The 13,254-nt window shown below is 67.1% G+C and carries 13 protein-coding genes and 1 riboswitch; of the genes, 10 read left to right on the top strand and 3 right to left on the bottom strand.

What is annotated here, in order from left to right; translation table 11 throughout:
* Positions 1-23: 23 nt before the first annotated feature.
* Entirely contained in the window at positions 24-1,280 is a 1,257-nt protein-coding gene (locus B146_RS0114070) for a sarcosine oxidase subunit beta family protein (protein ID WP_026358604.1), read from the bottom strand.
* Between the two features lie 269 nt (positions 1,281-1,549).
* Between B146_RS0114070 and B146_RS0114065 the strand changes: the two genes are divergently transcribed.
* The 6 genes from B146_RS0114065 (at position 1,550) to B146_RS27840 (ending at position 7,040) form a co-directional block, all read left to right on the top strand.
* Positions 1,550-3,406 carry a cation:proton antiporter domain-containing protein gene (locus B146_RS0114065; RefSeq protein ID WP_019997090.1) on the top strand — a complete coding sequence of 619 codons (1,857 nt, stop codon included), beginning with the start codon at positions 1,550-1,552 and terminating at the stop codon, positions 3,404-3,406.
* Positions 3,406-3,520: riboswitch (TPP riboswitch) on the top strand. (Overlaps the previous gene by 1 nt.)
* A gap of 154 nt (positions 3,521-3,674) precedes the next feature.
* Positions 3,675-4,637: an FAD-dependent oxidoreductase gene (locus tag B146_RS0114060; RefSeq protein ID WP_019997089.1), complete on the top strand. Its 963-nt coding sequence runs from the start codon at positions 3,675-3,677 to the stop codon at positions 4,635-4,637.
* A complete protein-coding gene (gene thiS, locus B146_RS0114055; protein ID WP_019997088.1) occupies positions 4,634-4,831 on the top strand; it encodes a sulfur carrier protein ThiS in 198 nt (65 codons plus the stop codon). Before B146_RS0114060 ends, thiS begins: the two co-directional genes overlap by 4 nt.
* Before the next feature lie 2 nt (positions 4,832-4,833).
* Entirely contained in the window at positions 4,834-5,604 is a 771-nt protein-coding gene (locus B146_RS0114050; RefSeq protein WP_019997087.1) for a thiazole synthase, read from the top strand.
* Positions 5,601-6,239: a thiamine phosphate synthase gene (locus B146_RS0114045; RefSeq protein WP_019997086.1), complete on the top strand. Its 639-nt coding sequence runs from the start codon at positions 5,601-5,603 to the stop codon at positions 6,237-6,239. The genes B146_RS0114050 and B146_RS0114045 overlap by 4 nt, the downstream gene beginning before the upstream one ends.
* An 84-nt stretch (positions 6,240-6,323) precedes the next feature.
* The gene (locus B146_RS27840) at positions 6,324-7,040 is read left to right on the top strand and encodes a GntR family transcriptional regulator (RefSeq protein ID WP_019997085.1); all 717 of its coding nucleotides are present in this window, start codon (positions 6,324-6,326) and stop codon (positions 7,038-7,040) included.
* Between the two features lie 40 nt (positions 7,041-7,080).
* On the opposite strand, the gene B146_RS0114035 is transcribed toward B146_RS27840, so the two are convergent.
* Positions 7,081-8,055, bottom strand: coding sequence for an alpha/beta fold hydrolase (locus B146_RS0114035; protein WP_019997084.1), 975 nt, complete (start codon positions 8,053-8,055; stop codon positions 7,081-7,083).
* A gap of 65 nt (positions 8,056-8,120) precedes the next feature.
* Here B146_RS0114035 and B146_RS0114030 point away from each other — a divergent pair, with 65 nt between their 5' ends.
* Entirely contained in the window at positions 8,121-9,107 is a 987-nt protein-coding gene (locus B146_RS0114030) for a ribonuclease T2 family protein (protein ID WP_019997083.1), read from the top strand.
* Between the two features lie 9 nt (positions 9,108-9,116).
* Here the strand turns inward: B146_RS0114030 and B146_RS0114025 are convergent, their stop codons facing one another.
* Positions 9,117-9,413, bottom strand: a complete 297-nt coding sequence (locus B146_RS0114025) for a Dabb family protein (RefSeq protein WP_019997082.1) — start codon at positions 9,411-9,413, stop codon at positions 9,117-9,119.
* A 202-nt stretch (positions 9,414-9,615) separates the two neighbouring features.
* Here B146_RS0114025 and ettA point away from each other — a divergent pair, with 202 nt between their 5' ends.
* The 3 genes from ettA to B146_RS0114010 all read left to right on the top strand — a co-directional run bounded on the left by ettA (position 9,616) and on the right by B146_RS0114010 (position 13,221).
* On the top strand, positions 9,616-11,265 hold the full coding sequence (gene ettA / locus B146_RS0114020; protein WP_019997081.1) for an energy-dependent translational throttle protein EttA: 1,650 nt from the start codon (positions 9,616-9,618) through the stop codon (positions 11,263-11,265).
* Between the two features lie 101 nt (positions 11,266-11,366).
* Positions 11,367-12,845: a sensor histidine kinase gene (locus tag B146_RS0114015; protein ID WP_019997080.1), complete on the top strand. Its 1,479-nt coding sequence runs from the start codon at positions 11,367-11,369 to the stop codon at positions 12,843-12,845.
* Positions 12,838-13,221: a response regulator gene (locus B146_RS0114010; protein ID WP_019997079.1), complete on the top strand. Its 384-nt coding sequence runs from the start codon at positions 12,838-12,840 to the stop codon at positions 13,219-13,221. The genes B146_RS0114015 and B146_RS0114010 overlap by 8 nt, the downstream gene beginning before the upstream one ends.
* The last annotated feature ends 33 nt before the right edge of the window (positions 13,222-13,254 follow it).

Genomic DNA, 13,254 nt, shown 5'->3' with positions numbered 1-13,254 from the left:
CCTCGCGGGGAGGAGGGGTCGGGTCAGTGCGCGACGGCGGCGGCCGCCGCCTCGTCGATCAGCACGCCATCGCGGAAACGCTCGATCGTGAAGGGTGCGTTGATCCTGTGCGGTTCGTCGCGCGCGATCGTGTGGGCGAAGAGATTGCCGGAGCCCGGCGTCGCCTTGAACCCGCCCGTGCCCCAGCCGCAATTGACGTAGAGGCCCGGAACGGTGGTCTTGGCGAGAATAGGGGAGCGGTCGGGCGTGACGTCCACGATGCCGCCCCAGGAGCGCAGCATGCGCACCCGGCGGAACTCGGGGAAGAGGTCGCAGATCGCGTCCAGCGTATGGTTGGCGATATGGAGGCCGCCGCGCTGGGTGTAGGACGTGTAGGCGTCGGTTCCCGCGCCGATCACGAGCTCGCCCTTGTCGGACTGCGAGATATAGGCGTGGATCGTGTTGGACATGACGACGCACGGCACGACCGGCTTCAAGGGCTCGGACACCAGCGCCTGGAGCGGGTAGCTTTCGAGCGGCATGCGAAGGCCGGCCATCGCCATCACGACCGACGTGTTGCCCGCCGCCACGACGCCGACCTTGCCGGCCTCGATCGAGCCGCGCGTCGTCTCGACGCCCGTCACCGCGCCGTTCGCGCCGCGCCGGATGCCGGTGACCTCGCAGTTCTGGATGATGTCGACGCCGAGCGCCGAAGCCGCGCGGGCATAGCCCCAGGCCACCGCGTCGTGGCGCGCCGTGCCGCCACGCCGCTGCAGCGCGCCGCCGAGCACGGGATAGCGCATGGTGGAGGCGTCGATATTCAGCGGCGGGCAGTAGTCCTTGCATTCCTGCGCGGTCAGCCACTCGTTGTCGACGCCCGCCAGCCGGTTGGCGTGGACATGGCGCTTGAACACCTGAATGTCGTGAATGTTATGGGCGAGCATCAGCACGCCGCGCGGGCTGAACATCACGTTGTAGTTCAGGTCCTGCGAGAGGCCTTCCCACAGTTTCACGGCATGGTCGTAGAGCGCCGCCGATTCCTCGAACAGGTAGTTCGAGCGGATGATCGTGGTGTTGCGGCCCGTGTTGCCACCGCCGATCCAGCCCTTCTCCAGGATCGCGACATTGCGGATGCCATGCTCCTTGGCAAGGTAATAGGCCGTCGCGAGGCCGTGCCCGCCGCCGCCGACGATCACCACGTCGTAGCGGCTCTTGGGGCTCGCGTCGCGCCACTGCGCCTGCCAGCCCTTATTGGAGCCGAAGGCTTTGGCGATCACGGAAAGGCCAGAGAATCTTTGCATGGATCGGTCCGATCTGCGTGTGCGGACCCGACATTGGCACCCGGAAAAGTCGGGGCGCGATGACGGAAGCGGCGTCGGTTTTGTACAAATCCGACATGTTTGGTCGATGCGACATCGCAGCCCGGTCCGCGCCTTCACCCATGCCTTGCCGCGCATGCGAAAAAGCCGACCGTCCTCCCTCTTTTCTGCTGCATCGCGCGCCGCCATCGCCTAACACCGAAGGACCACCTCGACACTGGAGTCGTTTCAAACGCCGGGAGACGCCGTCGATGCTGCACGAGATGCCGCTGATCGAAACCATCGTCGCGGGTCTGGGCCTCGCCTTCGTGCTCGGCATGATCGCGCAGCGGCTCGGCGCCTCGCCGATCGTCGGCTATCTTCTGGCGGGCGTCGCCGCCGGGCCCTTCACGCCGGGCTTCGTGGCCGATCAGGGGCTGGCGGGCGAACTCTCCGAACTCGGCGTGATTCTCCTGATGTTCGGCGTCGGCCTTCATTTTTCGTTGGGCGATCTCCTGTCCGTGCGCGCCATCGCGCTGCCGGGCGCCATCGTGCAGATCGCGGCCGCGACGCTGTTCGGCATGGGGCTCGCCTGGCTTCTCGGCTGGACGATGGGGGCGGGGCTCGTCTTCGGTCTGGCGCTGTCCGTCGCCTCCACCGTGGTGCTTCTGCGCGCCATGCAGGAGAGGCGGCTGATCGAGACGGGGCGGGGCCGCATCGCCGTCGGCTGGCTGATCGTCGAAGACCTCGCCATGGTGCTGGCGCTGGTTCTTCTTCCGGCCTTTGCCGGTCCGCTCGGGGGCGAGCCGGCCGCCAGCCACGGGGTCGGCACCGATCTCGGGCTCGGCGTGCCCGGCATTCTCCTCGTCACGATCTTCAAGCTCTGCATCTTCGTGGTGCTGATGCTCGTGGTCGGCCGGCGCCTCATCCCCTGGCTTCTGCAACTGACGGCGGCGTCCGGCTCGCGCGAATTGTTCCGCCTTGCCGTGCTCGCCATCGCGCTCGGCGTCGCCTTCGGCGCGGCGAGCCTTTTCGGCGTGTCGCTGGCGCTCGGCGCCTTCTTCGCCGGCATGATCATGAGCGAGTCCGATCTCAGCCATCGCGCGGCGGAGGATTCGCTGCCGCTGCGCGACGCGTTCGCCGTCCTGTTCTTCGTGTCGGTCGGCATGTTGTTCGACCCGCTCTCGCTGATCGAGGACCCGCTGCCGATCCTCGCGACGCTCCTCATCATCGTGATCGGCAAGTCGGTCGTCGCCTTCGGTCTCGTGCGCCTGTTCGGGCATCCGACGTCGACGGCGCTCACCATCTCCGTGTCGCTGGCGCAGATCGGCGAGTTCTCCTTCATTCTCGCGACGCTCGGCCTCAACCTGAAGATCCTGCCGCCGGAAGCCAAGAACCTGATCCTCGCCGGCGCGATCCTCTCGATCGTCCTCAACCCGTTCCTGTTCGCCTGGGTGGATCGCTGGCGGCAATCGCAAGAGCGCAGCGCGCCGGCCCTGCCAGCGGAGGAGGCGGGCGAGGCTGCACCCGGCCCGACGCCGGACGCCCCGACGCATATTCCGAGCGGCAGCGTCGCGATCGAGGACGACGTGCTCCGGCGCACCGATCTCGCCGATCATCTCGTGCTCGTCGGCTACGGCCGGGTCGGCTCGAAGATCGCGCGCCGCCTCGCCGATGCCGGCCGGTCCTTCGTGGTGATCGAGGATGCCGACAAGCGGGTCGCGCGGGTGCGCGCGGCCGGCTTCGAGACCGTGGTCGGAAACGCCGTGAAGTCGGAAGTGCTGGAAGCCGCCAATGTCGCCGGCGCGCGCGATCTCGTTCTCGCCTTTCCCAACAGTTTCGAGGCGGTTGCTATGATCGCCGCCGCCAAGGCGGCCAATCCCGAAATTCGCGTGACGGCCCGCGTTCACTCGGGCGAACAGCGCGAACGGCTGATCCAGGCTGGGGCGGAGATGGTCGTCAATGGCGACGAGGTGACGGCGCAGGCGATCGCGGATCATCTGCTGCGGCCGGAGTCCGACGCGCCGGGCGCGCGCGGGCCGCTTCTCGCCGACGACGCGCCGATCCTCCCCGAACCGGACGCGCCGGATTCGCCCGAGTTGACACGCCCGGCCGAACCCTTACCTTGAGCGCATCCAGGGGGAGTTCCGCCAGATCGGGAACTGAGAGGCCGACGATATGCTCGGCGACCCCACGAACCTGATCCAGTTCGCACTGGCGTAGGGATGGAGCGATGGCGACTCCGGCAGGCAAGGCGATTCGGACGACCGGTCCGACGAACAGGCCTGCGGGGAACGGTTGGTCCGCCCCTGTGCGTGGCGAGCGCTGGTCCCGCGAACGGAGACGGCCCTTGGGCGCGACGCTGCCATTTCTCGACCCCGACCGCTCGGCCGCGCGATGACCGTCCATGTTCTGGGCGCGGGCGTCGCCGGGCTCACCACCGCCGCGCGGCTGGTGGAAGCGGGGCGCGAGGTCGTCGTTCACGAGGCCTCGGCCGAGATCGGCGCGAAGGCCGCCTCCTGGCTCGCGGGGGGCATGCTCGCGCCCTATTGCGAGGCTGCGACGGCCGAGCCCAGCATCATCGAGCCGGGCCTCGATGGCATCGACTTCTGGAGCGAGCGCACGCCCGTCGCGCGCAAGGGAACGCTCGTGCTCGCCGCGCCGCGCGATGCGGCCGACCTTCGCCAATTCGCGGCGCGAACGCGCGGTCATCGCCTGCTCGACGCGGACGCGGTCGCCGAACTCGAACCCGACCTTGCCGGCCGGTTCCGCCAGGCCCTCTTCTATGCCGAAGAGGCGCATCTCGACCCGCGCACGGCGCTCGCCCGGCTTCGCGCGCGGATCGAAGAGCGCGGCGGCACGGTTCTGTTCGGGTCGCAAGCCGAGCCCTGCGCCTTCGCCGGCGAGGCCGTGGTGGACTGCCGGGGGATCGGCGCGAAGGCCGAGGGGCTTCGGGGCGTGCGCGGCGAAATGGTGCTGATCCGCAGCCGCGATATCAGGCTCGACCGGCCGGTCCGCCTCCTTCATCCGCGCTGGCCGATCTACATCGTGCCGCGCGAGGAGGGCGTCTTCATGGTCGGCGCCACGATGATCGAGAGCGAGCGCGCGGGGCCGATCACGCTTCGCTCGGCGGTGGAGCTGCTTTCGGCCGCGTTCGCTCTTCATCCGGCCTTTGCCGAGGCGGAAATCCTGGAAACCGGCGCGGCCTGCCGGCCCGCCTTCGCCGACAATCTGCCGCGCGTGACCCGGCAGGGGCCGGTCGTCACGTTCGCGGGTCTTTATCGCCACGGCTTCCTTCTGGCGCCGGCGCTGTCCGCCCGCGCCGTCGAGGAAGTTCAATCGCTTCTGGAGGCAGCATGATCCTTTTGATCAACGGGGAGCGGCGCGAGGTGGACGCCGTCCAGCTCGAGGCGCTTCTCACCGAACTCGGCCTCGAGCCAACGACCGTCGCCACCGCCGTGAACCGCGAATTCGTGCCGCGCACCGAGCGCGCCGACATCGCCCTGTCGGAGGGCGACGCGGTGGAACTCCTCAGCCCCATGCAGGGAGGCTAACCATGCAGATCTATGACCGCACCTACGCGTCCCGCATGATGCTGGGGACGGCGCTCTATCCATCCCCCGCCGTGATGCGCGAGGCGATCCGCGCGGCGGAGCCGGCGCTCGTGACCGTGTCGCTCCGCCGCGAGCAGAATATGGGCGCCGCGCGCGGCCCCGGCTTCTGGGACGAGCTTCGCGATCTCGGCGTCGACTTTCTGCCGAACACCGCCGGCTGCCACACGGTCAAGGAAGCGGTGACGACGGCGCGGATGGGGCGGGAACTGCTTGGCACCGCTCTCGTCAAGCTGGAGGTGATCGGCCATGCCGACACGCTCCAGCCCGATGTCTACGGCCTTGTCGAGGCGGCCCGTATCCTCACCGAGGATGGATTCGAGGTGTTGCCCTACACGACCGAGGATCTCGTCGTCGCCGACCGACTTCTGGAAGCGGGATGCCGGGTGCTCATGCCCTGGGCTTCGCCCATCGGCTCGGGCCTCGGCCTGAACAACCGCTACGGCCTGCGATCCCTGCGAGCGCAGTTTCCCGATGTGACGCTGATCGTGGATGCCGGGCTCGGGCGGCCAAGCCATGCGGCTGAAGCTCTGGAACTCGGCTATGACGGCGTGCTCCTGAACACCGCCGTCGCCTCCTCGGGCGATCCGGTCGCCATGGCGCGCGCCTTCCGCCTGGCCGTGGAAGCCGGTCGCTTGAGCTTCGAAGCCGGCGCGATGGAGCCGCGCGACATGGCCGCGCCGTCGACGCCCGTTTTCGGGAGGGCCGTTCTGTGAGTCGTCGCCCGCTTCAGCTCGACCCGTTCTACCCGGTCATGCCGGATGCCGCCTGGATCGAGCGCATCGTTCCGCTCGGCGTTCGCCTCGTCCAACTGCGCGCCAAGGATATGCCGGAAAGCCGCCTGCGCGAGGAAATCCGCCGCTCGCTGGCCGTCTGCCGCGCTCATGACGCCCAGTTGATCGTCAACGACCATTGGCAGATCGCGGCCGACGAGGGGGCGGATTTCGTGCATCTCGGCCAGGAGGATCTGGCCGCGACCGATCTCGCGGCGCTCCGGGCCTCCGGACTGCGGCTCGGCCTCTCGACGCATGACGAGGCCGAACTGGAAACCGCGCTGGCCGCAGAGCCCGATTATGTGGCGCTCGGCCCGGTCTGGCCGACGATCCTGAAGCAGATGCCCTGGGCGCCGCAGACGCCGGAACGCCTCGCCCATTGGCGTCGGAGGATCGGCGATCTGCCGCTCGTCGCCATCGGCGGCCTGCGACCGGACCGGGCGGCCGAGGTTTTCCGATACGGCGCAAGCAGCGCCGCCGTCGTGACCGACATCACCCTCCATGCCGACCCGGACGCGCGGGTGCGCGAATGGATCGCCACGCTGCGCGGGATCGATGCAACCCGATACAACTTTTAATGGGGGGAATTCAGCACTTTTAGGTTGCAATGTTCTGCAACCTCCATAACGTTCCCTGTGCAGGATATCAATCAGGGAATGTAGATGTCGCTTACGAAACCGTTCAACACGCGACCGCTTTATCAGCAGGTCGCCGACGAGTTCGTGTCCCGGATCGTGTCCCGCACCTGGGCGCCCGGGCAGCTGATCGAGAACGAGGCGGAGATCGCGCGCTCCCTCGGCATCAGCCTCGGCACCGTGCGCAAGGCCTTCGATATCCTGACCGAAAACAAGCTTCTGGAGCGGCATCAGGGCCGGGGAACGGTGGTCGTCGATTTCGAAAGCGAGAAGATGCGAAGCCGCTTCTCCAACATTTCGGACAAGGACGGCCAGCGTGTGTCCGGCGAGATCACCCATGGCGCGGTCGAGATCGTCCTGCCGAGCGCGGATGTCGCGGCCCGGTTGCAAGTGAGCGAGCAAACGCCGGTGCTCGCCTTCGAGCGCCGTCGCGCCCATGCGGGACGGCTTTTCATGGTGGAGGACGTGTTCCTGCGCGTCGCTCCCACGGCCGGACCGCTCAGCGCCGCCGAGTGCGAGCGTCTGGCGCGGGCGCGCTGGAGCCGGCAGGACATTGCAACCTACAAGATCGAGAAGGTCGGTTGTGCCCTTTCGACGGAAGCCGACCGTGACGCTTTCGGCCTCCAAGCCGACACTGCGCTCCTGACGCTGGAGCGCGTCGTCTATTCCTACCAGAGCCGCGCCCTCGAACTGCGCTTTGCCCGCTGCCATCTCGGGAACGATCTCAGCTACAGCGCGGACTGAGGCAGGGCCGGAATCGATCTCAGCTAGAGCGTTGCGGGCGTTACCCCGTCTTGCGCGCGGCGCAGGACTCGATGAAGCGGCGCAGCTCGCTTACGGCTTCGCTGCGCATCGGCTCGGCCTCGTTCAGCGTCTCATGCCGGGCGCCGGCCACGATATGGCAATGGACGTCGAGGCTTCCCGCTTCCTCGAGCCGCCCCGCGAAGCGCCGCACCGCCGCGCCGCCGGCGGTGGCCGGGTCTTCCGTCCCGCCGAGACAATGGATCGGCAGCCGTCGCGGCAGGTCGGAAAGAAGCACAGGGTCCGCGCCGGTTCCCTGCCAGTCCAGAATGTCCTCCACCATGGAGATGGTCGGCGTCCAGCCGCAGAGCGGATCGGCCCGGTAGCGATCGACCACCGCTTCGTCATGGCTCAGCCAGTCGCTTTCGGTGCGGCGCGGGTTCACCGAACGTCCCCAGGCCTCGAAGGTGGAGCGCGCGAAAAGGGCGCTCGCGACGTCCGATCCCTTCAGCGCCTTTTCCGCCTTCAGCGCGACGAGGCCGACGCGCTCGGCCATCCCACGCTCGAAGCTCGCGTTCCAGAGCGCCAGTCCCGCCAATCCTTCGCCGAACGTTCTTGCGTGGTTCAGCGCGATATGCGCGCCCATGGAATGGCCGAGCACGACGATCGGAACGCCCGGCCAATCGGCTTCCGCCTTGTGCCGGACGGCCTGGACGTCCCGCAGCACCTTGGCCCGTCCGCCGCGCCCGCCGAAGCGCCGGAGCGGCGCATCGACCGCCGTGGTCGACCCATGGCCGCGATGGTCATGCGCATAGACGGCGATTCCCTCGGCGGCGAGTTCGGTGCCGAGGCGCTCGTAGCGCCCCGCATGCTCCGCGAGGCCGTGGAGCACCATCAGCACGGCACGGGGCGTGCCGGCTGGCGCGAAACGGTAGAGGCGCAGCGCGGCGCCGGTCGGACTGTCGAGGACGGTGGAGCTAGCGGACACGTCGGGAAAGCCGGTATGGATGCGGGACATCGGTGAGGTTTGGCCTATCTCGGCTGGAAGGCAACCGATACGCGAAAATTCATGGGGATGGCGGGATGCGTGGATACGAATGGGCCCTCGGCTGCGCCGCGTCTTTCGTCATGATGGCCGGGCCGGCTTCGGGCCAGGTGCCGATGATCGGCCAGTTCGTGGCCGAGGCGAGTTGCTTCGCGACGCCCTCGATCCGCTCCGACAACAATCCGGGGCGGATCGTCACCGAGCCCGGCCGCAGCTACGACCTCATCGGCCGCAACGCCGTTCCCGGCAGTCATTATCTGATCCAGGTCCCCGGGGCCGACCCCGAGCGTCGCTGGGTGCCCTATGGCTGCGGCCGGGTGAATGACGGCACCTCGTCGGCCGGGCTCGGCAAACCGAACGCGAAGGGGCGGGAGGAGCGGGACGCCTACGTTCTTGCCGCAAGCTGGCACCCGGCCTTCTGCGAAACGCGCCCGCGCCGCGCGGATTGCCGCTCGGGCGGCGAGGCGGCACACGGCTTTTCTCTGCATGGGCTGTGGCCGCAGCCGCGCGGTCGCGAATATTGCGGCGTTCCGGCTGCGATTCGCGCCGCCGACGAGGCCGGCCGTTGGCGCGACCTGCCGCCCGTCGAGATCAGCGAGACCACTCGCAAGGCCCTGGCGCGCGTCATGCCGGGCACCGTCTCGCAGCTTGATCGGCACGAATACTGGACGCACGGAACCTGCTTCTCGGGCGATGCGGACGCCTATTTCGTTCAGTCGATCCGCCTCATCGACGAACTCAACGCCTCGCCGATCCGCGCGCTGTTCGAGGGATCGATCGGTCGCGAGCTGTCCGCGTCGGATATTCGCGCGGCTTTCGACGCGGCCTTCGGCAGGGGGGCGGGGAGCCGCGTTCTTCTCGACTGCGAGAGCGACGGGGCCGGGCGCCGGTTGGCGGGCGAGCTGCGCATTTCCCTTCGCGGCGTTCTCGGCGAAGGCGCGAGCCTCGGCACCCTGATCCTGGCCGGTGACCCGCTCCAGCCGGGCTGCCGCGCCGGGCGGGTCGACGCACCCGGCTTCGGCTGAAACGTCCGATCAGGCCCGGTCGGGCACTTCGTAGTCGGCCGAATAGCGGATCTCGCGCAAGGGGCGGACGGTGCGCGTCGAAGCCTCGTAGATCGGATCGGCCTTGTAGGCGGCGAGCGCGGCGCGGTCCCTGAACTCGGCATAGACGACGAGATCGACATCGTTGCCCATCGGATCGACACGCGCATTCTCGACGACCTCGAAATGCTCGTGATGCGCGATGGCACCGAGCGTCGAGAGGCCCGCCTTGATGCGGGGCAGGTCGGCCTTGTCCTTGGCGCTGAAGAAGACGATGTGCCGGATCATGTCGGCTCCGCTGCTGAAGGGTTGCTGACCGCTGCATCCGCTCTCGCGGCCGGCGCGTCAAGCCGTGAGGCCGCATGGCGTGGCGGCGGAGCGCTCATTGGCGCGGCTCATTTTCCTCGCCGCCTTTGTTGCTCATCGCAGCGCCATGCCTTACCTGTGCGCCAACTCATGCCAATTCCTACCTTGCGGAGACGCGCGCTCGATGGCTCGCCAATTCATCTACCATATGGCCGACCTCACCAAGGCCTACGGCACTAAGAAGGTTTTGGAGAACATCCATCTCTCCTTCTACCCCAACGCCAAGATCGGCATTCTCGGACCGAACGGCGCGGGTAAGTCGACCCTCCTCAAGATCATGGCCGGCGTCGACAAGGACTATTCGGGCGAGGCCTGGGCGGCCGAAGGCGCGACCGTCGGCTATCTTGCCCAGGAGCCCAAACTCGACGAATCGAAGACCGTCTTCGAGAACGTCATGGAAGGCGTCGCCGACAAGAAGGCGATCCTCGACCGCTACAACGAACTGATGATGAACTACTCCGACGAGACCGCGGAGGAGGGCGCCAAGCTTCAGGACGTCATCGACGCGCAGAATCTCTGGGATCTCGAAAGCCAGGTCGAAATGGCCATGGACGCCCTGCGCTGCCCGCCGGGCGACGCGGCGGTCGGCCCGCTCTCGGGCGGCGAAAAGCGCCGCGTGGCGCTGTGCAAGCTGCTCCTGTCGAAGCCCGACATCCTGCTTCTCGACGAACCGACCAACCATCTGGACGCCGAGACCATCTCCTGGCTCGAAAAGCACCTTCGCGAGTACGAAGGCGCCGTCCTGATGATCACGCACGATCGCTACTTCCTCGACAACGTGACGGGCTGGATTCTGGAGCTCGATCGCGGTCGCGGCATTCCCTACGAGGGCAACTACTCGGCCTATCTGGAGAAGAAGGCCAAGCGCATGGTCCAGGAAGGCCGCGAGGAAGATGCGCGCGGCCGCGCCATCGCTCGCGAGCGCGAGTGGATTCAGCAGGGCGCCAAGGCCCGCCAGACCAAGTCCAAGGCCCGCATCAAGGCCTATAACGAGCTGGTCGAACTCGCCGAGAACCGCAAGCCGGCCGATGGCCGGATCGTCATCCCGACCTCGGAGCGCCTCGGCAACCGCGTCATCGAGGTCGAGAACCTGTCGAAGGGCTATGGCGACCGCCTCCTGATCGAGAACCTCTCGTTCAAGCTGCCGGCGGGCGGCATCGTCGGCATCATCGGTCCGAACGGCGCGGGCAAGTCCACGCTGTTCAAGATGATCACGGGTCAGGAGAAGCCCGATTCCGGCGAGATCAAGATCGGCGAGACCGTCGATCTCGGTTATGTCGACCAGAGCCGCGACCATCTCGAAGGCTCCAAGACCGTCTGGGAGGAAATCTCCGGCGGCGTCGACATCATGAAGCTCGGCAAATACGACATGAACAGCCGCGCCTATGTCGGCAACTTCAACTTCAAGGGCCAGGACCAGCAGCAGAAGGTCGGCACGCTCTCGGGCGGCCAGCGCAACCGCGTGCATCTGGCCAAGATGCTGAAGTCCGGCGGCAACGTCATCCTGCTCGACGAGCCGACCAACGATCTCGACACGGAAACGCTCGCGGCGCTGGAGGATGCGCTGGAGGAATACGCCGGCTGCGCCGTGGTGATCAGCCACGACCGCATGTTCCTCGACCGTCTGGCGACGCATATCCTCGCCTACGAGGGCGATAGCCACTGGGAGTGGTTCGAAGGAAACTTCGAGGATTACGAGCAGGACAAGATCCGTCGCCTCGGTCCCGAATCGGTCAACCCGAAGCGTCCGACCTACAAGCGCCTGACGCGCTGAACGATCGAACGGGGGAAGCCACTTTTCAAAGCCGGCTTCCCCTCTACACTTCGCCCAGGGGCAATGTCGCCTCGGACCTTTTGCGGGAAAGGGGAGACCAGTTGGATCGCATCAGCTTTCAACAGTTGTTCAATGCGCTCCCCAGCCCGCATATGCTCCTCGACACGCAGCTGAACTTCGTCGCCGTCAATCCCGCCTACGAAGTCGCCACGGACCAGCCCGGCCGCAATCTCATCGGACGGAACCTGTTCGAGGCCTTCCCGAGCGAAGGCGAGGCGCGGCGGCGTCTGGAGCAGTCCCTGCAGCGCGCGATCGAGACCGGCGAGCCCGATACGCTCGCCTATATCGAATACGATATTCCCGTTCCGCCCGAAAAGGGCGGTGGAATGGCCAAGCGCTATTGGACCGCCGTCCATACGCCGCTATGCGACGCGGCCGGCACGGTCGTCTTCATCCTGCAGAACACGGTCGACATCACCGAAATCGTGCTTTTGCGCGAGGCGGCGTCCATGCCGAGCTCGCTGTTTTCGGGCGGTGTCGCGCTGGTGCAGCGCGCGCGCGAGGCGGAGCAGGCGATCCGGGGCGGAACCGGACCGACGCAGCAATTCCGTGCCCTGTTCGAGGACGCGCCCGGCATGGTGGCGCTTCTCCATGGCGCAGAACATCATTTCACCTACGCGAACCGCGCCTATCGCAAATTCGTCGGCGCGCGCGACGTGATCGGCTTTCCCGTGCGCGACGTCTTTCCCGAGATCGAAGGCGAGGGTTTCTTCGAGCGGCTGGACGACGCCTACCGGACGGGCGAAGCGGCCCTCGGCTTCGAAAGCCGCCTCATGTTGCGCGATCCGCAGACGGGCGAGGCGCGCGAGTATTTCATCGACTTCTCCTACCATCCGATCACGGCGGCGGACGGGTCGATCTCCGGTATCCTGGTGCAGGGCTACGATCGAACCGACAGCGTGCGAGCGCAGCGGCGGCAACGGCTTCTCCTGGACGAGCTCAACCACCGTGTGAAGAACACGCTCTCCACCGTCCAGTCGCTGGCGCGCCGCAGCTTCCGCGCGACGACCGACCGGGAGGAGGCGCGCCGGGTCTTCGAAGGGCGTATCCTGGCTTTGTCCAACGCTCACAATCTCCTCAGCGAGCAGCATTGGGAATCGGCCGATCTCGCCTCGATCGCGAGACTCGAACTTTCGGCCCTCGGGTCGGATCGTTTCGAGCTGCGGGGGGCGCCGATCCGGCTCAACTCCAAGGCGGCGATCGCGCTTGCCATGATCTTTCACGAGCTTGCCTCCAACGCGATCAAATACGGGGTTCTCTCCGGTCGCGAGGGGAGCCTCGCCTTGTGTTGGTCCGTCAGGGACGAAGCCCTGCGCCTCGTCTGGAGGGAGAGCGGGACGAAGGCGCCCGTTGCGCTGCAGGATCTGAAGCCCGGCTTTGGAATGCGAATGCTGGAGCGCATCGTCACCGGCGAGCTGGAAGGCATTCTGGAGTTCAAGGTGGACGATCGCGACCTCCAGTGGATCATGCTCATTCCCATGGCGGAACTCGCCGCCGCCAGGACGCTGCCGCATGTCTGACCTGACCTCGCTCGCGGGCCTTCGCGTCTTCGCCGTCGAGGACGAATCCCTCGTCGCCATGCAGCTCGAGGACATTCTCGACGATCTGGCCTGCACCAATGCGGGCTTTGCGATGCGGGTGGACCGGGCCCTGTCGATGATCGACGCCGCGCCGGGCATCGACGCGGCCATTCTCGACATGAACGTCGCCGGTGTGAAGGTCTATCCGGTGGCCGAGCGGCTTCGCAGTCTCGACATCCCGATCGTCTTCGCGACCGGCTACGGGCTCGACGGCATCGACACCGAGTGGCGCGTCTATCCCGTTCTTCAGAAGCCCTACACGGCCGAGCAGATCGGCCGCGCCCTGCAGGACGCGCTTCGGCTGACAAACAAGTGATCGCCTGAAGCGGGCGGGTCGGCCTTCTGCCCG

Source organism: Aureimonas ureilytica DSM 18598 = NBRC 106430 (genome assembly GCF_000382705.1).
GTDB lineage: Bacteria > Pseudomonadota > Alphaproteobacteria > Rhizobiales > Rhizobiaceae > Aureimonas > Aureimonas ureilytica.
This window is presented reverse-complemented; position numbering and strand designations above follow the sequence as displayed.

Coding starts and splice junctions, on each gene's coding strand:
- B146_RS0114070 (WP_026358604.1), bottom strand. CDS start 1,280: ATGCAAAGATTCTCTGGCCTTTCCGTGATCGCCAAAGCCTTCGGCTCC.
- B146_RS0114065 (WP_019997090.1), top strand. CDS start 1,550: ATGCTGCACGAGATGCCGCTGATCGAAACCATCGTCGCGGGTCTGGGC.
- B146_RS0114060 (WP_019997089.1), top strand. CDS start 3,675: ATGACCGTCCATGTTCTGGGCGCGGGCGTCGCCGGGCTCACCACCGCC.
- thiS (WP_019997088.1), top strand. CDS start 4,634: ATGATCCTTTTGATCAACGGGGAGCGGCGCGAGGTGGACGCCGTCCAG.
- B146_RS0114050 (WP_019997087.1), top strand. CDS start 4,834: ATGCAGATCTATGACCGCACCTACGCGTCCCGCATGATGCTGGGGACG.
- B146_RS27840 (WP_019997085.1), top strand. CDS start 6,324: ATGTCGCTTACGAAACCGTTCAACACGCGACCGCTTTATCAGCAGGTC.
- B146_RS0114035 (WP_019997084.1), bottom strand. CDS start 8,055: ATGTCCCGCATCCATACCGGCTTTCCCGACGTGTCCGCTAGCTCCACC.
- B146_RS0114030 (WP_019997083.1), top strand. CDS start 8,121: ATGCGTGGATACGAATGGGCCCTCGGCTGCGCCGCGTCTTTCGTCATG.
- B146_RS0114025 (WP_019997082.1), bottom strand. CDS start 9,413: ATGATCCGGCACATCGTCTTCTTCAGCGCCAAGGACAAGGCCGACCTG.
- ettA (WP_019997081.1), top strand. CDS start 9,616: ATGGCTCGCCAATTCATCTACCATATGGCCGACCTCACCAAGGCCTAC.
- B146_RS0114010 (WP_019997079.1), top strand. CDS start 12,838: ATGTCTGACCTGACCTCGCTCGCGGGCCTTCGCGTCTTCGCCGTCGAG.